Annotated in this window: 17 protein-coding genes and 6 pseudogenes; 7 read left to right on the forward strand and 16 right to left on the reverse strand. The window is 60.2% G+C overall.

All coding sequences use genetic code 11. From position 1 onward, the window contains the following. Positions 1–1,332 precede the first annotated feature (1,332 nt). Entirely contained in the window at positions 1,333–1,836 is a 504-nt protein-coding gene (locus P0D89_RS43085) for a nuclear transport factor 2 family protein (protein WP_408360581.1), read from the forward strand. Between the two features lie 63 nt (positions 1,837–1,899). On the opposite strand, the gene P0D89_RS43090 is transcribed toward P0D89_RS43085, so the two are convergent. The 10 genes and pseudogenes from P0D89_RS43090 to P0D89_RS43135 all read right to left on the reverse strand — a co-directional run. Continuing rightward, positions 1,900–2,061: a hypothetical protein gene (locus tag P0D89_RS43090; protein ID WP_408360579.1), complete on the reverse strand. Its 162-nt coding sequence runs from the start codon at positions 2,059–2,061 to the stop codon at positions 1,900–1,902. 372 nt (positions 2,062–2,433) lie between these two features. Beyond that, the gene (locus P0D89_RS43095) at positions 2,434–3,018 is read right to left on the reverse strand and encodes a BPSL1445 family SYLF domain-containing lipoprotein (RefSeq protein ID WP_408360577.1); all 585 of its coding nucleotides are present in this window, start codon (positions 3,016–3,018) and stop codon (positions 2,434–2,436) included. Positions 3,019–3,104: 86 nt separating this feature from the next. Then, positions 3,105–4,262, reverse strand: a complete 1,158-nt coding sequence (locus P0D89_RS43100) for a PDDEXK nuclease domain-containing protein (protein ID WP_408360575.1) — start codon at positions 4,260–4,262, stop codon at positions 3,105–3,107. Continuing rightward, positions 4,259–4,540, reverse strand: a pseudogene (locus P0D89_RS43105) (HU family DNA-binding protein); the annotation flags it as partial. The pseudogene P0D89_RS43105 and the gene P0D89_RS43100, both read right to left, overlap by 4 nt. 393 nt (positions 4,541–4,933) lie before the next feature. Continuing rightward, positions 4,934–5,128 (reverse strand): hypothetical protein, encoded by a 195-nt coding sequence (locus tag P0D89_RS43110; protein ID WP_408360573.1) that lies wholly within the window; start codon positions 5,126–5,128, stop codon positions 4,934–4,936. Between the two features lie 299 nt (positions 5,129–5,427). Then, complete coding sequence (locus P0D89_RS43115; RefSeq protein ID WP_408360571.1) at positions 5,428–5,868, reverse strand: SET domain-containing protein; 441 nt, start codon at positions 5,866–5,868, stop codon at positions 5,428–5,430. 234 nt (positions 5,869–6,102) lie between these two features. Then, positions 6,103–6,231: a hypothetical protein gene (locus P0D89_RS43120; protein ID WP_408360569.1), complete on the reverse strand. Its 129-nt coding sequence runs from the start codon at positions 6,229–6,231 to the stop codon at positions 6,103–6,105. A 201-nt stretch (positions 6,232–6,432) separates the two neighbouring features. Beyond that, positions 6,433–6,726, reverse strand: coding sequence for an HU family DNA-binding protein (locus P0D89_RS43125; protein WP_408360671.1), 294 nt, complete (start codon positions 6,724–6,726; stop codon positions 6,433–6,435). A gap of 1,061 nt (positions 6,727–7,787) precedes the next feature. Further along, positions 7,788–8,180 carry an ABC transporter permease gene (locus P0D89_RS43130; RefSeq protein ID WP_408360669.1) on the reverse strand — a complete coding sequence of 131 codons (393 nt, stop codon included), beginning with the start codon at positions 8,178–8,180 and terminating at the stop codon, positions 7,788–7,790. Positions 8,181–9,296: 1,116 nt separating this feature from the next. Continuing rightward, a pseudogene (locus P0D89_RS43135) lies at positions 9,297–9,479 on the reverse strand (IS6 family transposase); the annotation flags it as partial. A gap of 100 nt (positions 9,480–9,579) precedes the next feature. Here P0D89_RS43135 and P0D89_RS43140 point away from each other — a divergent pair. Together P0D89_RS43140 and P0D89_RS43145 are read left to right on the forward strand one after the other, a co-directional pair. Next, positions 9,580–9,923: pseudogene (locus tag P0D89_RS43140) on the forward strand (hypothetical protein). After that, the gene (locus P0D89_RS43145; RefSeq protein ID WP_408378547.1) at positions 9,920–10,561 is read left to right on the forward strand and encodes a group II intron maturase-specific domain-containing protein; all 642 of its coding nucleotides are present in this window, start codon (positions 9,920–9,922) and stop codon (positions 10,559–10,561) included. The pseudogene P0D89_RS43140 and the gene P0D89_RS43145 overlap by 4 nt, the downstream one beginning before the upstream one ends. A gap of 164 nt (positions 10,562–10,725) precedes the next feature. On the opposite strand, the gene P0D89_RS43150 is transcribed toward P0D89_RS43145, so the two are convergent. The 5 genes from P0D89_RS43150 to P0D89_RS43170 form a co-directional block, all read right to left on the reverse strand. After that, a complete protein-coding gene (locus P0D89_RS43150; RefSeq protein WP_408378549.1) occupies positions 10,726–11,835 on the reverse strand; it encodes an ABC transporter ATP-binding protein in 1,110 nt (369 codons plus the stop codon). Positions 11,836–11,840: 5 nt separating this feature from the next. Further along, entirely contained in the window at positions 11,841–12,872 is a 1,032-nt protein-coding gene (locus P0D89_RS43155; RefSeq protein WP_408360562.1) for a carbohydrate ABC transporter permease, read from the reverse strand. Beyond that, positions 12,869–14,023, reverse strand: a complete 1,155-nt coding sequence (locus P0D89_RS43160) for a carbohydrate ABC transporter permease (RefSeq protein WP_408360560.1) — start codon at positions 14,021–14,023, stop codon at positions 12,869–12,871. Before P0D89_RS43160 ends, P0D89_RS43155 begins: the two co-directional genes overlap by 4 nt. Before the next feature lie 107 nt (positions 14,024–14,130). After that, the gene (locus tag P0D89_RS43165; RefSeq protein ID WP_408360558.1) at positions 14,131–15,612 is read right to left on the reverse strand and encodes an extracellular solute-binding protein; all 1,482 of its coding nucleotides are present in this window, start codon (positions 15,610–15,612) and stop codon (positions 14,131–14,133) included. A 121-nt stretch (positions 15,613–15,733) separates the two neighbouring features. Beyond that, a complete protein-coding gene (locus tag P0D89_RS43170) occupies positions 15,734–16,444 on the reverse strand; it encodes a GntR family transcriptional regulator (protein WP_408360556.1) in 711 nt (236 codons plus the stop codon). 187 nt (positions 16,445–16,631) lie between these two features. On the opposite strand from P0D89_RS43170, the gene P0D89_RS43175 reads away from it, so the two are divergent. Together P0D89_RS43175 and P0D89_RS43180 are read left to right on the forward strand one after the other, a co-directional pair. Continuing rightward, positions 16,632–17,930 (forward strand): L-fuconate dehydratase, encoded by a 1,299-nt coding sequence (locus tag P0D89_RS43175; protein WP_408360554.1) that lies wholly within the window; start codon positions 16,632–16,634, stop codon positions 17,928–17,930. A gap of 80 nt (positions 17,931–18,010) precedes the next feature. Next, on the forward strand, positions 18,011–19,156 hold the full coding sequence (locus P0D89_RS43180) for an alpha-hydroxy acid oxidase (RefSeq protein WP_408360552.1): 1,146 nt from the start codon (positions 18,011–18,013) through the stop codon (positions 19,154–19,156). 38 nt (positions 19,157–19,194) lie between these two features. Here the strand turns inward: P0D89_RS43180 and P0D89_RS43185 are convergent. Further along, positions 19,195–19,425: pseudogene (locus tag P0D89_RS43185) on the reverse strand (trehalose-6-phosphate synthase); the annotation flags it as partial. A gap of 55 nt (positions 19,426–19,480) precedes the next feature. Between P0D89_RS43185 and P0D89_RS43190 the strand changes: the two are divergent. Beyond that, positions 19,481–19,744 (forward strand): annotated as a pseudogene (locus P0D89_RS43190) (IS6 family transposase); the annotation flags it as partial. Positions 19,745–19,786: 42 nt separating this feature from the next. Next, a pseudogene (locus P0D89_RS54720) lies at positions 19,787–19,867 on the forward strand (IS6 family transposase); the annotation flags it as partial. Between the last annotated feature and the right edge of the window lie 57 nt (positions 19,868–19,924).

A 19,924-nucleotide genomic window follows, 5' to 3' on the forward strand; every position in this document is an offset into this window, starting at 1 on the left:
AGCCATACTCACAAGAGAAACACCGGGGTTCCGATGGTCTACCACGGCTGCCGAATGGCTGGAGGACGTCAACCAGGTCAACGCGTCCCCGTGGCCCTTAATAGCTGGCAACGTTTGTCGCCGATACGCGGAGCAGTACCCGCTCGACATTACTGGCTCCTCCCACGCATTTCTGCAAAGACTCGAAATGTCTAGAGCGCCAACGCTGGGCAACGTGCGCGGGGCAGCGTTCGAATTGCAGTGTCAAGAGATTATTGATCGGTCACCTTGGGCACCCCCGCCAGCCATTAGGGAACTTCGCGGGCGACCACTTCGGCGTGCCGGCCAAAGACTCACGGACATCGATGCTTTGGCAGCAAGGGACGGAGTACTATTGATTGTTTCATGCAAGAGCAGGATCTACGACCGTGAATACGACCGGGGTACTTACCGTGTCGTCCAGAATGAGCGATCCAGTATTGACGAAGCAGTGACGCAATGGAATTCGGTTGTAGAAGGACTCAATCGTGAACCTACCGGCGACAACTTCGACTTTTCAGCCTTCAAAGAGATTGTCGGTGTCGTATGCACGCCTTTCCCCGTTTATACCAGCAGCCAACAGAGCTTGAGATTTGTCAGGGAAGGACTGCGAGCGAGTTGCTCCGCGCACGAATTGCGGGACTGGTTGCAATAGCGGTCAGCAACTACGGCGAATATAACTGACGCGAGTCCGCCCTGCCGCATGAACGGGTAGTTGGGTTACCTGCTTTTGAATCGCGGGCTTCTCAGGATCATGGGGAGTCTCTTCCGGCGTGGCAGACCTGCTTACAAGTCGGCGTAACTGATCAGTTCATCCTGATCCTGGCCATCTCGTCATGTGTGGCCGCAGCGGCAGCGCGGAGGCGCTGCAATGCATCGCGAACAGCGTGCAGCTCGTTTCTTACGCCGATGGCCGAAACATGTCGACACACGCAGCCATGGCACGAGAACATCCTTCATTTCGCGCGAGTAAGACCGGTTGATTCTGAGGCTTCGTTATGGGCTAGCAATGCACAACGTGTAGCCGCAACGCACCATCAATGGAATCAAATACTTGCCAAGTTCTGACGACGGTCCGTCAAACTCCGTATCGTCGTTGCAGCACATCCTTATCCAGCAAGGCTTTGCCGTTCAAAACGTGCCGATCAGGTCGGTCCGATCGGCAGCTGCCACGACATGGCCGTACCCGTCGCCATGCCTATAGGGTTCGGCGCGGGAGCGTCGATGCGCCGGCAAGATCCGTCTCGTCGTCGCCACCTGCGGATGCTAAAGTCCTTGCAGCCGCCGGCTTTCAACGAAAAGAAGGGGACCGTCATGCCAAACAGAACCTCCCTGCTCCAGCGCGCGGCAGCCGCCGCTGCTTTCTTTGTGCTGATCGCGAGCCATGTGGCCCGCGCCGAAGATAGCGTCGCGCCGGTTCATCCGGTCGCTCGCGATATTGCCCAGGAAGAGCGCAACCGCGCGCTAGTCGTGAACTTCTACGAAGCGGTGTTCAACCGGCACGATCTCAGGACTGCTAGCACCGTGCTCGCACCGAATTACATTCAGCACAACCCGCATGTGCCCACCGGGTCCGCGCCGTTCATCAGCTTCTTTACCGAATACTTCAAGCATGCCCCCGATGCCCGTTCGGCCATCGTACGCAGTGCGACCGACGGCGATCTCGTCTTTCTGCATGTTCACTCGACCGGCAACCCGCAAGACCGCGGCAACGCCATCGTGGATATCTTCCGCGTCGAGCACGGCAAGATCGCTGAGCACTGGGATGTGGTTCAACCCGTGCCCGAGCGGTCAGCCAACGACCACACAATGTTCTAGTCGCTCCGGCGAAACACACTGTCTGCCGCGGATCTCGCCTCGCGACAGACAGCGCGCCGCGGTTCAATCGCGGCTGCCGAACACCGCCTCCCCTTCGAACAGCGTTATCACCGTGTCGACCTCGGAGATTCGATGCGGCGCAACCTCGCGCAGATCGCCGCTCAAGACCGCAAGCGATGCCGGCCGTCCCGCCGAAAGACACCCCGCCTGAACGTCGAAACGCAAGCTAAACGCCGAATTCTGCGTATAGCGGCCCGCCTTTTCTGCGTTAGCGTTCTTTATCCAGCCGTGATAGCGGCGTTTGCTTCGTTCGCCAGTGCTGCTCTAGCTGCGGGAGGCGCTCTTGCGCCCACTGCGTACGACGCTCGGTACTGAGCAATTCGACAAATTGTGTCAGGCAACCGTCACGCTTGCACTTAACGACCTTGAGCAGTGTCAAATGACACAAAGTCGTCCGGACCCAAAGACCAGTTTATAAGGCACAGCGAGCAGGGGTATTCGTACTTTTCGTGCAATTTCTGACGGATTGCCCCAAAGCGCCATTCGGCTCACGAATCCGCCCGAAGCCTCGTAAAACGAACGCGGCCACCGCCGCACTCAAATTTTGAGTCGCGAGACCTTGGTTCCCGAGAGCGACACATCTCCCATCAGACCGGCATTGGTCAGCACGATCGCATTGACTGGTGCGGTTGCCGTTGTCGTATCGATCGCACCGTTCGCACCGACCTTCAAGAGCGCGACTGACCCTTCTCCACCGACCGACCAGCCTTTGGAACGGCGAAAGCTGTTGAGCGCATCATGGGTCATAAACAGGAAGATAACGGCCTTCGATTGAGCCCCCGCCTGCAGGCCAAATGACCCGGATACCGTGCTGTAGTAGCCAACGGATTTCCCGCCTACGCGCAATGCGCCTTCGCCGTACTCGCCACCGGCGACGAAGCCAACCTTGATCACCGATGGGAACACGAGCACACCGTTCGCCTTGTCGACCAATTCCCGGGACCCCCTGACGTTCGCGTACAGCTTCGACAGGGTCCCATGGACCTTTGCATCGATCGCCCGCCGCTTCGAATCGTTGGACTCGTTGGCAATGGCATCGCTTACCGCCCCCAGGGAGGCCGTGAGGGTAAGACCCGCGCCAACTAGCATTGCGCCCTTCCGCACAAAACCTCTTCTGTTCATCGCTACCTCCGTCGTTGTTGCATGGGTTACCGGGTCGCGGCCTCGTCTTCAGATGACCGGGATCGGTCAGGCATCGGGACCGAACATTACGAAGCGCCGGTACGCCGCTCCAGTTCCGCTGTCGTGCGCTCCAGCTCCTGCACGATCATCGCCTCATCGGGCAACACCGTCTGGTATTCCGCCGCGAGAATCTTGTTCGGCAGGTTGTCCAGCGCGTAGTGTGCTTCGGCCGCACCTTTCTGGGCGCAAAGGATCAGACCGACAGGTGGATTTTCCCCAGGCTTCATCCAGTGCTCGCGCGCGTAGTTCAGATAGAGATGCATCTGCCCGGCGTCCGCGTAGCTGAAGCGGCCGACCTTGAGATCGATGATAACCAGGCATCTCAACCGTCGATGGAAAAACACCAGATCGACCCTGAACCACATGTCGTCGAGTCTCAGGCGGCGCTGCCGGCCGACAAAAGCAAAGTCGTCGCCGAGCTCCAGCAGGAAATCCGCCAGATGCTGGATCAGCGCCTCCTCAAGGTCCGACTCCGAGTACTCGTCCTTGATGTCGAGAAACTCGAGGACGAACGGGTCGCGAATCGCCTCCTCTGGCGTGAGGAGATCACCCGGCTGGACATCAGCGGCTTTCCTGAGGAGAGCCGCCTTGTTACGCGACAGCGCCAGCCGCTCGTAAAGCTGGCTACCGATCTGGCGGTCAAGCTGGCGCACCGACCAGCCTTCGCGCAACGCCTCTGTTTCATAGAAAGCACGGGCGGCGGCCGTCTTCACTGAAAGCAGGCGCACATAGGCGGACCAGGGCAACGTAAACCGGGTCGCCAGCGCCATGTAATCGGGCACCGTTGTCGTGACGTCGACGACGTCTTTCGCCGGCAGCGATTTTCCAGACCGCGTCTGGACATTTCCGGGAACTGCCGATTTTCCAGACACTGTCTGGAAAATCTCCGCCGCCGGCCAGGCCAAATAAAAGGCGCGCATGCTGGCCAGATTGGCCTTGCCGAATCCGCGTCCGAAACGGCGCGTCAGGTCGTCCGCGAGCCGGGCGATCAGCGCCTGTCCATAACCGGCGCGCGCCTGCCCGCCCTGCTCACTGGCGACGATCCGCCGCCCGATCTCCCAGTAGGCGGCGGTCATCACGGCATTGACGTTGCGTGCCGCCGTGAGTCGCGCCGATTCGACGACACTGACGACTTCCTTGTGCAGCCCGGCGTAGTCGCCGGGCGCGATCGCCACCTTCGTCATACCGCGTTGACGGCATCCTTGAACGCCTTGCCCGCCGTGAACTTGACGGTCTTCGCCGCGGAGATCTGGATTTCGGCGCCGGTCGCCGGATTGCGGCCAACCCGTGCGGCGCGCGCACCCGTGGAAAACGAGCCGAAGCCGATCAGCTGGACGGTATCGCCCTTGGTCACCGCGCCGGTGATCGCAGCGATCACTGCGTCGATCATCTCGCCGGTCGCGGCCTTGCTTTCATCTGTTACCGCCGCGACCGCATCCACCAGTTCCTGCTTGTTCATTGCTGATTCCTCGTTGTGGTTGGAATGTCGCCACCCTACCCGATCGGCCTGCCTTCACGCAATCACGACCAGCGGGCGGTCCGGTTCTGCAGCACCCGGATCAACTTAAGGTGCATTGACTTCGCCACGCGCCGTCAGGATCGGTCGGAAGCGCCCGGGCACGGCAGATCAATCGCGCATGTATCGCCCGTCAGGGCGATGACCGGAAAGCGCCACGCAGCAAAATCGCCACATCTGATAACTGGGGCAATCACAAGTGGGGATTCCCCCAAATTCGACCGCCTAAGCTGGCCGCCCGGCCGCAGAGCGAATCAGCATGGCCTGACGTTCGACGGCAGGCATCCAGGAGGCTTAGCCCGCTTGCCTCGAATCGCCTTACAATTCGCCGCCTCGCCGTCATGAAAACAGCGGCAAGGATTCGACGACGGGAGCGCGCCGGCGTCGCGGCGATGCGGGCCGGTTGATCCGCGCAGCAGGTTTCGGGCTGGCTGCACCGAGGCGATAGTTCAGATCCGACAGCGCCCTGCACACGGATGGGAGCACAGGCATCTGCATGAGCACCAGGTCGAGCCGGTCCAGCAGTTCAACCAACTCGGCCTCCGCTAACCTCTCTCGTGCCCGCTTCCGCTGCTGCATAAGTTCTCTCCGCTGATTGCTCCGACGACGCGTCACTGGGTCCACATCACCGAAAGTCGTCAAGGTCCAGCGACATCTGGCGCTTCAAAGATATGCCAAGCGTTTCGCCGAATGCACCACCAGTCCCAACGCGGGTTTTAAAACATCAATATGAAAAAGCGCCCCCAACACGACCTTGACCGTGCCGCCCACCACCTACCCCCGGGCTCGTCACCGGAATTTCGCCGCAAGCCACAGCCTCCTGGAGACCCCTTTCACGCTGCGTTCGCCAGCATCGACTGACGGCAGGCCACTGCAGCACATCGGCACGCGTACTGGGCCCGGACCTGTTCATCCAGCGGGCCGTCGGTGGCCAGCAGATACTCAATGAACAGTTCTTCTCCCGGCTCAATGGCGCGCAGCGTGTGGATGAAAATCCGCCCGTCGTCCTCGATGGTCTCGCAGTTGGGCATGCAGGCGTGGTTCAGCCAGCGCGCACTGTTGCCGCCGCGGCTGCCGTCAATCACGGACCCATCGGACAGACCAAACAGGAAAGTATGGCCTTCGACGCCTTCGCGCTGGTGGCGGCGAACGGCATTGCGCCACGACGTGATTTCACCCTTGTACTGAAGCACGCGCTCGCCCGCCGCGAGCGGTTTCATTGCGAACACGCCCCTGCCGTGAACTGACGATCGCCGGACAATCACGCGCCTCATGGTGTTTCCTTGATTGACATGCGCACCAGTATAGGAGAGGCGAGACGTCGCATCTACAGGGGTGTAATGCGGGAACCGTTCAGGCGTGGTTGCACAGCAAGCGGCGTGGAATCGGCCGCGCAGCCGGATTTGGCCGCGCACCATGGAGGCGTCGGACTAGAAGAGCTAGGCGCCGAGCTCGTGCAGGCTGCCCCCCTTCACCGTGCTCACGAAGGCCCTGCCCGCTGTGTCGAGCTATTCGATCATCGCGCGCTGCCCACGCGCTTCCGCGATGACGCGCACGATGCGGGTCTGGTAGCGCAGCAACGCACCGATGGTCGGGCACGAGGTCTGCCGGTGCGTCCCGGCTCGTTTCTTTCCCATGCGGATATCGGTATAGACAGGTAGCAAAGCGCTGGGCCGAGATACGACACGGCATCTTGCAGCAAATGCTACCAGGCCAGCCGACCTGAGTCCAGGCCGACAGCCTGATCACTCCGTGCCCGACGCGACTCTCGCCCTACCGGTCGCGGCGACTCGGCCACGAGACCGCTGGCAACGACGTCCAGCGGCTTGCCTGCGGTTTCAGGCGCGGTTCACCGCTTCCTTGAACGCCTTGCCAGCGGTGAATTTCACCGTCTTCGCGGCCGGGATCTGGATCTCCGCACCGGTCGCCGGATTGCGACCGACCCGCGCGGCACGCTCACCCGTGGAAAACGAACCGAAGCCGATCAGCTGCACGGTATCGCCTTTCGTGACGGTTGCAGTGATAGCCCCGATCAGCGCATCGATCGTCTCGCCCGTCGCGCCCTTGCTGTCGCCGGTCTTTGCGGCAACAGCATCCACCAGTTCCTGCTTGTTCATCGTGTTCTGCCTTATTGAGGTTGTGAAGATGCCGCCACCCTACCCGATCGGTGGGTCTTTGCGCAATCTGCGCCAGTCCCACCGGCTGAGCATCACCAGACCGATCACACGACGCGGGCATCTTAGTTGCATCCGATGCCCGGCGGTTGATAAGGCTGGGGCGAACTTTCACGTGCAGCGATCGAAACGGGTGTGCGTGAGAAGTCAACGTCTACCGTGCTCTGTAGCTGGTGCACTAACCGAGGCTGAACCCGTCAGTGGCGCGCGCCCGGCCGGAAAGGAACCGTAGCCAATTAATTGAACAGTGCCACCTTTCATGATCGGCTTGGTGGCGGCCGGACAAATCCGTTGATTGTCCGCCAGCGTTACCTGCTCGTCCCATTGCCGCTGCGATCGCATCCACCCGTCTCCGTCTGTTGATGCCAGATGCCTCGTTGACCTCCCTCCCCGGTCCGCTTTCGCGCATCGCCATCAGCCGCAGACTCCTGCTCGATGGATCGTCGTCGCGACGCTCGCGCGCTGGCGGCCGACGACGGAATCATGAATCGCCTTGACGGTTTGCTGGCCACCCTTGCAGTTTTGATAACTGCTATTTAGCAAAACTGCGTTTTAATGGTGCTCGTGCAGTCACCTCGAAAAAGCGACAGAAGCATTTGACCGGATGTTCCTACCACTGATTCCGGGGTTTATTTAAAAAACATAGCAGTAGTAACCCCGGTTATCACTGCAAGCACGACGACTGTTCCGTCGAATCCAGTCTGCGGCACGCGCCTGCCAACCAAACAATGATGGTTAATGATCCTTCCGCTGCTGCCGGTCACGCCGACGGAGTTTGGGGGCGAATATCCGCGCACAGCGATCGTTGCGCACCGTCCGCCATGGGCAAGTTGTCGGCCAGAGCCGCCATTAAGGCGGCCTAGGTACTACGTCGGCAATGTGTTTGATTGCTGACGGTGGCGGCATCAAGCAGCCGGACGGCAGCTTCCTAAATCAGCGAACTCACACTCCCGACCCAAGGCGGTCGCTCACGCCCACTGGATCGAGCATCAGCCCGAATTCGGCCGTTGGACATTTTCTCATCGTCTACGGACAGTCCGGTACAACACGGCTGCCACGAGCATGGTCACGCCAATCATCCATTGCTGCCATTCGGCACCCATGTCGAGAAATGCAGCGGCGCTCGACGTCACCTGTACCAGCAGCGCGCCTAGTAATGTACATATGAAAGAGCCCCAACCTCCCGCAATGCTTGCTCCCCCAAGCACAGCCGCTGTGATACTCAATAGTGTGTAGTTCGCGCCTACTGTCGCGGACCCCACGCCGACTTCCGCCGCAATCACTAAACCGCCCACGCCAGTTAGTAGCCCCGCAAGACAGAACGCCATCGGAACAACTATGGCACGATTGATACCCAACTTTTCAGCGGACACACGATCCGAGCCCGTGGCACGAAAAAGATCGCCCGATATGCCTTTTGAATAACCCTAACTCCAGTGTAAAAACCACAGCAAGCGTGGCAAGCGCAGCAATTGGCACTAGTCCGATCTGAAAACCAAAGGCTGCCAGCAATGTGTCGCTAATGGACCCGGTCGGAAGCGGCCGCAGCAGCAAGGACACGCCCTGCAGACCAAAAAATGTTCCTAACGTTACGACCACGGCCGGCAGCCTCAAAATCGAAACAGCGAGGCCACCTCTTTACATGCTGAGCCGCTAGCAAAAAGGCTTGACGACACCACTGCTTTTGCGCAATCGGAGAGCGCGCAAGTCAATGATCGATAAGCGGTTTCAGGTTCAAGCCGCCAGAAATTACACGAAAAGTACGATTACCCCATCACAAGCGGGCTTGGCACGGCCGCCGACGCAGAAATGGCAGAGGGGCCGCTTGGTGGACAGAAACGTTCTGAAATAAACCGTTACTACCTTGTGAGGCGCGTCGCATAGCCTTGAGATAACCTGAAGTTGGGGCTGACGGGCTCAGAGCCAGCCGGCGCGATGAGAAGCAGTCACATAGACACGGGCGACGTTGACCATTGAGAGCAACATGCCGACCGTGGTGCTTCGGTAGGCCAACAGCGGATTACACGTTGTGAAAAGCGGGGAAAGGTCGCATCCGTAATGTTTGGCACTGGGAAACGGTCTTTCGATTTCGGCCCGGCCCGAGTCGAATGCATCGGCCGGCGGCATGGATTGTTCGGCGCCCTCTAACCCTCCAATCATCTTTGCGCGCGTACCAATGGACTCCGCCACACCTGACGAACAATTGGTTATTGACTTGTCACTTCAGGCACTGAAACGGGCGATCGCTGAATCCAAGGCCGCCATGCCCTCCAGCCATCGGATGAGTATGCCGCCGCCCTCGGCGCCTTGGAGGCAGCACAACGTGCTCTCTATACTCTATAAGTGATAGCTCCGGCCCTTCGCGCACGGCAGTGTTGCCTTAAAAGAGATAGAGGATCACGGCGCTGCACGGCTCAGGCAGCGGCCGAATCAGTAAAAGGCACGACTCGAGCGTACCTTCGTTCGGCTGAGGGGTTGTGTCGCAATAAGAAAAAAGCGGCAAAACAAGGGGATCTTGTTAGGATGCCTTACATGACCAAGGAGTAAAACTTTCTGGCCGCCGACGGAGAGGTTCCCTTCGTCGTTTTCATCTGTCCCTTCCTGATCATATGCATCACCTCGATGCTCGACAGGATGATGTGGGCGCAACGAAAGTCCTTGAAGCCCATCATGGGTTTGATGATGCGTTTGATGGCACGATGGTCCACTTCCGGTGAAAATTTCAAGGGGGCGGCGGTGAAATTCCGGTCTTGAGAATCGCCTGCCAAATCCTGTTATCGCGGTGCACTGCAACAGGTACCGGAGGACACCGTGGAATTTGATTCGGACTGGCTCACACTCGGCAGACACCGCGTCCGGCTTCGCTCGGCCAGGGGCTTTCCGACGGAATTGATACGTGAGCGCCCTCGCGCGGCTGGTCGAGATCGTCTTCCAGCGCGAACTACAATATCGCGGTGGGCACGACCCCGGCGGAAGACAGCGTCTGTGCGCCGCATCTGGGAACGGCGATCGCGCTGGTGCTCGGCCTACTGCCGGAGCAGGTGAACATCATCGTGACGACAGTAAGTCAGGAGGAAGTCGACCTGCACTACGGCGTGTATGAGCGCACGCTGGCAGAGAAAACATTCGCAAGTACAACGGCAAGCTGCTTATGAAGCCGTCCAAAGCGAACGTCAAAGCGCATCTTGACAAAATCCGTGAAGTCATCAAGCCCAACAAGACGACTAAACAGGCAAACCTGATAAGGCTGCTCAATCCGATATTACGTGGATGGGCGAATTACCACAGCCATGTAGTCGCCAAGGAAACCTTCGCTCGGGTTGATACCGATGTCTGGTCGATGCTATGGCGATGGGCGGTAAGAAGACATCCGAACAAGGGAGCCCGCTGGGTCAAAGAGAAATACTTCAAGACCCGGGGCGCCCGGAACTGGGTATTTGCCGTCACAGAAAAACAAGAAGATGGAACGCAACGAGAGCTCACCCTGCTACAAGAATCGGATACGCCAATCCAGCGGCATATCAAGATCAGAGCCAACGCCAATCCGCACGACCCAGAATGGGAGCATTACTTCGAGTCCCGATGGGCCACGAAAATGCAGAACTCGTCAAAAGGCCGTGCGAAGTTTTACCGTGTCTGGCGAAGGCAGGATGGCATGTGTTCGACCTGCCAGGAACCCATCACAAAGGGCACCCCTTGGGGTGTTCGTCATATTGTGAAAAGAGCCGAGGGCGGGTCGGATGCAGCAGGCAACCTTCAGATGCACCATCTCAATTGCCGTAGAAATCATTAGTCTGCCGGAAATACAGTTGTGAAACCGGGTGTCGAAAGATGCCTTTGCAGAGGCTTGAGCCGTGTGGATCGAAAGACCGATGCACCGTTCTGAGGGGGCTGGACGCGGGTAACCGCCCCCAGCTACCCGACAGTACCCAATCCGCTGCCCGCATCCGTCAATACTCAGCACTGCCGGATACGCAGGCCCGAACTTTGGTCGAAGAAATAAACACGCTCGCGGCTCGCCCGCAGGCCGACCTCCGCGCCGATCTCTCCAGTAAACATGTTCGACACCTTGACGACCATCTGCTGCTGTCCGACGTTCAGCGTGACGAGCGAGTGATCGCCGATCAATTCGACCGAATAGATGTGTCCCCGGAACTCACCATCAGCCGCGGTGACGAGCATGCAGTCTTCGGGACGCACGCCAAGCACCGCCTCCCCATGATAATTTACGTCCGCAACCAGTGCCATGCCTTCCGACGCGAAGCGGTTGTTCGTCAGCGTGCCGCGCAGAAAATTCATTGGCGGCGAACCAATGAAGCCCGCGACGAACAGATTGGCGGGGTCCGAATAAATGCGCGCTGGGGCGTCGAGTTGTTGCAGCACGCCTTTGTCGATCAGCGCAACACGATGCGCAAGGGTCATTGCCTCGATCTGGTCATGTGTGACGTAGATCGTAGTGACACCGAGTTCATGCTGCATGTGCTTGAGTTCGGCACGCATATGGCCGCGCAGCTTCGCATCGAGGTTCGACAGCGGTTCGTCCATCAGAAACGCAGCGGGGCGGCGAACAATGGCGCGGGCGAGCGCGACGCGCTGCCGCTGGCCGCCCGATAACTGACGCGGATACCGGTCGAGCTGCGGTTCAAGATGAACGCTCGCCGCCACCTCGCGCACCGCCGCATCGATCTCGGCCTTCGCGCGCTTTCTCACGATCAGCGGGTAAGCAATGTTCTCGAACACCGTCTTATGCGGATACAGCGCGTAGGACTGAAATACCATCGCAACATCACGATCGCGCGGCAGTTGCTGTGTCACATCGTTGTCGCCGACGTAGATGCTCCCCTCACTCGCCGATTCGAGTCCCGCGATGATGCGCAACGCGGTCGTCTTGCCACAACCAGATTCGCCGAGAAGGACAAGAAACTCGCCCGCATGTACGTCCAGTGACAGGTCGTGCAGTACGCGCGTGTCTCCGAAGGTCTTGCTGACGTTGCGCAGCGAGACGCTCTTCGAATGCGGCAACGTCGAGCTCGCGAAATGCGACGGGCGTGGCGCCTGCGTCTCCATGTCGTTCATCCTTTGACCGCTCCCACGAGAATGCCCTTGACGATGAAGCGCTGTAGCGTGAGCGTGAGCAGCATCACCGGCAGGATCATGATCAGAATCAGCACCGACATGTTCCACCACTGCGGCCCCCGCGTGGCGTTCTGCGCGGCGACGAGAAGTGGCAAGGTTTGCGCGTTGGCCGTCGACAGAAAGAGCGCGAACAGATACTCGTTCCAGGAGAGGATCAGCACGAGCAGGCCTGTCGCCACGATACCCGGCGCGACGAGCGGGACCACGATGCCAAACAGGATGGCAAAGCGTGTCGCGCCGTCGATCTGTGCGCTCTCCTCGATTTCTTTCGGCACGCTGGCGAAAAAATCGAACATCAGCCAGACGACAATCGGCACATTCGCTGTCGCATAGGTGATGATCAGCGCGGTCCGAGTGTCGAGCAACCCAATGCTCTTGAAGGTCAGGTAGATCGGGATCACCGTGACGACCGGCGGCAAGATGCGTTGAGAAATAATCCAGAAGAGAATGTCGTCGTTGGCGAAATGGCGCCTTGCGCGTCGGATGATCGCGCGCAGCAGGAGGAAAAAGAGTGCGCCACACACGGCCACTGCGATCCGCAGGTCCACGCCGCCCCAGCCGACGGCGGCCACCACCACGGCCAGCATCAGGACGCCGAGACCCACCGCCGCGACGGGTGGCCTGTACTCGATGCGCGCGAGGGCGTAAGCCGCTATCGAGCCCAGGAACACGGCGGCAGCCGTGGAGGACGTGGCAATGATCAGCGAATTCACGTAGGGACGAAACGTGTCCGGCCCGAGGTCGACGAAGATGTAATGCCAAGCGTCGAGACTCGGCTTGAAGTCGATGAATGGCACGTAGACCGGCCCGTTCGATACGTCGATAGGCAGCTTGAACGACGTGATCGCCATCCAGTACAACGGAAACAATACGACCAGCGTCCATAGGCCAAGCAGCCCGTAGGCAATCACCCGGGTGCCGATGGGGATCTCATCGACCCGTGCGGGGACAAAGAGGCGCCGGATCATGATTGCCCCCCTCTCGCGCGCCGCACGACGAGTTGAAAAAATGACACACACGCGATCGTCGATACGAAGAACAACATGTAGGCGACGGCCGACGCGCCGCCGAGATTCAGCGTGCGCCACTCGATGAATGCGTGCAGTGTCATTGATTCTGTCGCAATGCCGGGGCCGCCATTGGTCAGCACGTTCGGCAGGTCGACCACTTTGAACGCTTCGATCAGGCGAATCAGCACCGCGCTCGCGGCGACCGGCGCGATCGACGGCCAGGTCACGTCGCGAAAGATCCGCCAGCTCGACGCGCCATCGAGTTGCGCGGCCTCGATCTGGTCACGCGAGGTGCCTTCCAGCGCGGCCAGCAAAACGAGAAACATGAAAGGCACCCACTGCCAGGTATCCCCAATGATGACCACGATGCGCGCAAGCCACGGGTCGGCCGCCCACGAGATCTGCCCCAGCCCAAGCCACGCCCAAACCGGCGCAAGCGGGCCAACTGCGGTATCCGCCATCATGCGGAACATGTACGCGATGCCAACGGGTGTCACCATCAGCGGCAGAAAGAACAGAATCCGGAAAAATCGGCCGCCCTTGAGCTGCAACGTGCACAGATAGGCGAGCCCGAGACCCAGCAGGAACTGCAGCGCCACGCCGAACACCACGTAAAAGAGCGTCACCATCAGGCTGCCCAGCTCGCCGCCGTGACCGACCGTATTGGCGGCAAGCCACACGAGCGCCAGCAAGGACGCAGCAGCGATCAGCCGGCCGATGGCGCCGACGACAGAGCGATGCCTGCTGCGCAGGTAACTGAGGAGCCACCAGCCTGTAGCGAGCGCGGCAGCGACCATCACCGAGAGGCTAATAATGCCAGGCGGCCGGAATACACCGACAAAGTGAAATTGCTGGCTGCCGCTGAAAAGCCTCACGTAGTTGCGCATGCCGACGAACTTCAGTTCGTAGCCTCCCTCGCCGAGCGAGAACCGCATCAACGACAGATAGGCGGACGTGACTAGCGGAAAGATCGAAAAGGCGAGAATGAGCAGCACGGCCGGCAGCACGAACACGTAGGGCGCCTGACGATCCAGCCAGTTGGCAACAGATGACCTGCGCGACGCGCGTCGCTGTGAAGCAGGTGACGAAACGTGCGACGAAGATTGCATGAGCCAGTCTCGTGTCATCGTTACGGCAGACGAACGACGCTCGGACGCCGTTCGCCATCGCCTCTCCGGAAGCGGCACCGGTTGCCGCAGACCGGCGCGGCATGCGGCTATTTGGCGCCGATCGACTCCTTATAGGCCTTCAACTGCCCGTCCTTTCCAAGGTCATCGGTAATTTCATCCCAGCCTGTCTGGATCGCCTTCATGGTGGCATCGGCATCAAGTTCCCCCGCGAGAAACCGCGCCACCGCGGTATCCAGTACGACTTGCTCGTAGCGCTGGTTCTGCGGGATACGCAGATCGATGATCATATTCGGGCTTTGCAGACTGGCCTTGATGGCGCCGAGGTAGGAGGCCGCGGCCGCGTCGCTCATCCCGGACTTCTTCCAGATCGACATGTCCGTGAACTGCGATCGGCGATACGGATTGAAACCGGTCGCACCGATCGTCACGTCAACATTCGATTGAGCAGGCTGGCTCATGTACGAGAGAAACGCGTAGGCTGCATCCTTCACCTTGGGGTTGGCCTTGGCATTGATCCCGCCGGACCACCCGCCGAATGCTGCAAAAGGCGCATGGTTGGCGCCCTCCACCGCATACGGGCAGGTACTCTTGTCGCACGCCACCAGCTTGCCGGTGTCACGGTTCAACACCTTCGTCGAGCCCGGCAGGATGACCGCGCCGACCTTGTCGATCACCTTCGAATGCTTCGGGTCGATCGCCAGCACGCCGACGTCACCCCAGTCGAGCGTCAGCGCGCAGTGTCCTGAAATGAAGGCGCTGCGCGTATCGCCGACGTCGAGATTGATTTCGTTCGGCGGCCCGTATTGGGTCGATTCCTTGTAGACGTTCAGCGCGGCCTTGAACGCATCATTGTTGACGAGCGGCTTGAAGTTGACCGGATCGAAGAAGGCTCCTTGCGCCGTCCCTTTCGACTGGATGTAGCCACCCGCAATCGAGATGATCGCCCAGTACGCCTGCGCGTTGCGCTTCTTCGAAATACAGGAACCCGCAACCGGTTTGCCGTCGCCGCCGAATACCTTGCCGTTCGCTGCCTTCGCGATGTCCAGGTAGTCGTCCCAGGTTCTCGGCGGCTGCTTGCCGAGCTGTTTCAGAATGTCGGTCCGGTAGTAGACCATCTGGAAGTCGCCGTCGAGCGCAACCAGATAGGTCTTGCCATTGAAACGCTGCGAAAAATCGCGGAAGAACGGCATGACGTCGTCTTCCTTCAGAGCCGGATCACGGGCGACGCGCGCCGACAGGTCCTCGAGGAAGCCGCCCTTCGTATAGTCGACCATCCATTGCGGGGCGAACACCGCGGCGTCGACCGAGTTCGTACCGGAGGCCCAATCGGTCAGCAGCTTCTGGTACAAGTCGGAGAACGGCACGGTCAGAATGTTGACTTTGGCACCCGTGAGCTTTTCGAAGTCAGGCGCACGGCGCTGTAGCGGCTCCGCGATTTGCGGACCCACGAACGTCATCACATTGATGGTAACGCCATGGAAATCTTCTTCAGCGAGCGCATGCCCCGCTGCCATGAACCACGCAGCCGCCAGGGCGACGGCCACGCTTGCATGTTTGACGAGTTTCATTTCTTGTCTCCTCCATACCGAGTTGACTACGCTGCGCTCGGCGGCTGGCGAGCAGCCCACCCGATGCGCCCGGACTGCGGCGGTCCGGAGACTCTTACGAAGACTCGTGCGAAGGCCGGGTCTACTCCTCGAACAAATCGGGCCGTTCGCTGGCAAAGCGCCGCAACTCTGCAACGACTTCATCCAGATGACAGTGCATCGCGTGGGCCGCAGCTTCGGCGTCACGCTCCGCGATCGCCTCGAAGATGCGCACGTGCTCCTCGAGTGTATGAATATGACGTTCCGGACTCCCCAGCAACTGGCGCGCACGATCAAGCGCGCTGCGCGACGTGGCGACGATTTCCTTTACGCGGGGCAAGTCGATAGCGTCGAGCAGGATCTCGTGGAAGGCGAGATCGAGCAGGTGAAATTCATGGCGCAATCCTTTGGCCACGGCCTCGCGTTGCTTGTCGAGGTTGGCGGCGAGCGCCTCCAGAGTCGCATCAGAACGCGTCGACGACAGGCCGCGCACGGTCTCGACTTCGAGCGCGCTGCGGATAAACAGATGCTGGCGGATGTCGTGAATCACGATCGGCTTCACACGCGTGCCGCGTTGCGGCAACACCTCGACGAGCCCAGCGGTTGCAAGCTTCGCAAGCGCCGCGGACACCGGAAAACGCGACACGCCCATCCGTTCGCAGACCGCCTGCTTGTCGATCATCATCCCCGGCTCCAGCGCCAGCGTGACGATAGCCTCGCGCAACGCCTCTGCCACGGCGTCGGTCAAACTACTCCGTTCCCCGCCCTGCAGTTTCTGCAATGCGGCATACGGGTCGATGGCCACTGACTTCATGGAGCAGGAGGCTCACGGAGAGCTTGATTTACGACTAACATGCTAGCATGCTAGGTGGTGAAATCAATGCTGTCAACGCGTGCTAACGCTTGGAGTGTAGCCTCGTGTGTGCTTGCCAGCGGCGCCTAGTGCGCCATGCACGCGTACCATCCTGGCTGCCGCACCGGTCACCCTTGGGGGCGTCCAGATGACCACGATCACGAACCTGTCCGTTCGGGACATTCGCTTCCCGACCTCCCGCTCACTCGATGGCTCCGATGCGATGAATGCGGCGCCGGATTATTCGGCCACCTACGTCGTGCTCGAAACAGACTCACCGGAACAGATGACGGGCCACGGACTCGCCTTCACTATCGGCCGGGGTAACGAAATTTGCGTGACCGCGGTGAACTCGCTGGCGCCGCTCATCGTCGGCAAAACCCTCGAAGACATCGTTGCCGACATGGGGTCGTTCTGGCGCGCCGTCACGTCAGACAGCCAGTTGCGCTGGATCGGTCCGGAGAAAGGCGCGATTCACCTCGCGACTGCCGCTATCGTGAATGCCGTGTGGGATCTGTGGGCGAAGACGGAACACAAACCGGTCTGGAAACTCCTGGTGGACATGAGCCCGGAGACGCTGGTGCGCTGTCTCGACTTCCGCTACGTCACAGATGCGCTGACACCCCACGAAGCGCTTGCGATCCTGCGCCGCCGCGCGGCCACCAAAGCTGAGCGCGAAACGGAGATGCTGGCAAACGGCTATCCGGCTTACACCACGTCGGCGGGCTGGCTCGGTTACGACGATGAAAAGATCCGCCGCCTCGCTCGCGAAGGGGTGGCCGAGGGATGGACGCACTTCAAGCAGAAAGTCGGTGGCAATCTCGACGAGGACATGCGGCGCGCGCGCATTCTGCGCGACGAAATCGGCTCTGATCGCAAGCTGATGATGGATGCCGACCAGGTGTGGGAAGTCGACGAAGCCGTCGCCAACATGCGGCGCCTCGCAGAGTTCGATCCCTGGTGGATCGAAGAGCCGACGAGCCCCGACGATATCCTGGGGCACGCGGCCATCCGCCGGCGCGTCGCCCCGATCGGTGTGGCGACCGGCGAACATTGCCATAACCGCGTGATGTTCAAGCAGCTATTGCAGGCGCAGGCGATCGATCTTTGCCAGGTCGACAGTTGCCGGCTCGGCGGTCTCAACGAGGTGCTCGTCGTGTTGCTGATGGCGGCGAAGTTCGGTGTGCCGGTATGCCCGCACGCGGGGGGTGTCGGGCTGTGCGAGTACGTGCAGCACATCGCTCTGTTCGATTACATCTGCGTGTCGGCATCGCTTGAAAACCGCGTACTCGAATACGTCGACCACCTGCACCAGCACTTTGTCGACCCCGTCGTGATTCGCAACGGACGCTATAAGCCGCCGCAACTGCCCGGCTATAGCATCGAGATGCGCGCCGAGTCACTCGACCAATTTCACTTTCCGCAAGGCGCGGCGTGGCGGGCATGAATTTTTCCAGGTATTCCCAGAATACCGAGCGACCGTCCGAGAACGTACACTCGTCGTTATTCCCTGTGCTGAGAAAAACTGTGCCTGCCATCACCTGCATCGAAGATTTACGCGTGCTTGCTCAACGGCGCGTGCCGCGCATGTTCTACGACTACGCCGATAGTGGCTCGTGGACCGAGAGTACCTACCGCGCGAATGAAAGTGACTTCCAGCGCATCAAGCTGCGCCAACGAGTAGCGGTCAACATGGCGGGCCGCAGCACGCGCACGAAAATGGTCGGTCAGGAGGCCGCCATGCCCGTGGCGCTCGCGCCGACGGGGTTGACCGGCATGCAACATGCCGACGGCGAAATCCTCGCTGCACGCGCGGCGGAGAAGTTCGGCGTCCCGTTCACCTTGTCCACGATGAGCATCTGCTCGATCGAGGACGTTGCCGCCGAGACCAGCAAGCCGTTCTGGTTCCAACTTTATATGATGCGCGACCGCGATTTCATTGTGCGGTTAATTGAGCGGGCTCGCGCGGCACGGTGCAGCGCCCTGATGCTAACGCTGGACCTGCAGATCCTCGGCCAACGCCACAAGGACATCAAGAACGGGCTGTCAGCGCCGCCCAAAATGACCCCAGCGAACCTCATTAATCTGGCGACCAAGCCGCGCTGGTGCCTCGGCATGCTCGGCACCCAGCGGCGCACCTTCGGCAACATCGTCGGTCATGCAAAGGGTGTAGGCGATCTATCGTCCCTGAGTTCGTGGACCGCCGAACAGTTCGATCCGGCGCTGAGTTGGGCGGACGTCGAGTGGGTCAAGAAGCTATGGGGTGGCAAACTCATTCTGAAAGGCATCATGGATGTCGAAGATGCGTGCCTTGCCGCCAACAGCGGTGCCGACGCGCTGATCGTCTCCAACCATGGCGGCCGCCAACTCGACGGTGCACCCTCTTCGATCTCGGCACTCCCCGAGATCGCGCGTGAGGTCGGCTCGCGCATCGAGGTGTGGATGGACGGTGGCATCCGCAGCGGACAGGACGTGCTGAAAGCCGTTGCGCTCGGCGCCAGGGGCACGCTCATCGGCCGCAGCTTCCTCTACGGCCTGGGTGCGATGGGAGAGGCTGGTGTCACACAGTGCCTGCAGATCATCCAGAAGGAACTGGACATCACCATGGCCTTTTGCGGCCACACTGACATCCGTCAGGTGGACGCGCGGATCCTGCTGCCTGACAGGCGTTGAAGACCTGCGCCAGGCGCGACAACAGGCGGTGGACGGGTTCAGCCAGATGTTCGGCGTATTCCGTTCGCCGCCTCTTCTTTCGGGCCGCAATCTTCCGATGCTTGCAGAAACGTCGAACTCCACCAGTGCAGATCGAACTTGCGGATCCGGTGAAGCAGTGCTTCATGCCGGTTGATCCGCTCGTCGAGCGACACCGTCAGCGCCCGCTGAATTGCCTGCGCCGTACCTTGCGTGTCGTAGGGATTGACCAGCAGCGCTTTCTTCAATTGGGTTCTGTCACGTTGGAGAGGCGGCCGGGTAAGATCGCGAAATGAAAAGGACGAAATCGCTCTTCATGGCTACCGCTTTCCGGCGGGGATCATCAGGTGCGCGGTACGCTGGTACTATTGGTTCAACCTGAGCCTGCGTGACATCGAGGAGTTGCTGCATGAGCGCGGCGTGACGGTCACGTACGAATCAGTGCGCCGCTGGTGCGACCGGTTCGGCGCGCAATTCGCCCGTCTGGCGAAAGCGGCACGTGGCAGGTCGGGCCCCACATGGCACCTGGATGAGATGTTTGTGAACCTGCGCGGCGAGGTTCTAGTCATTGGACCGGTTAAAGTAGCGATCCAATCAATCTGGTGGGCGGCGATGAGCAAGGGGAAGGGTCTGGAGGGGTTGTTCGATGGCCGGCATTTTGATCGGGAGATCATTGTTCTGTGTGTGCGCTGGTAGCTTCGCTACAAGCTCAGCCTGCGCGATCTGGTCGAGATGATCCCCCAAGGGGAC

The organism is Paraburkholderia sp. RL18-085-BIA-A, from assembly GCF_046027075.1.
In the GTDB taxonomy this organism is placed as follows: domain Bacteria; phylum Pseudomonadota; class Gammaproteobacteria; order Burkholderiales; family Burkholderiaceae; genus Paraburkholderia.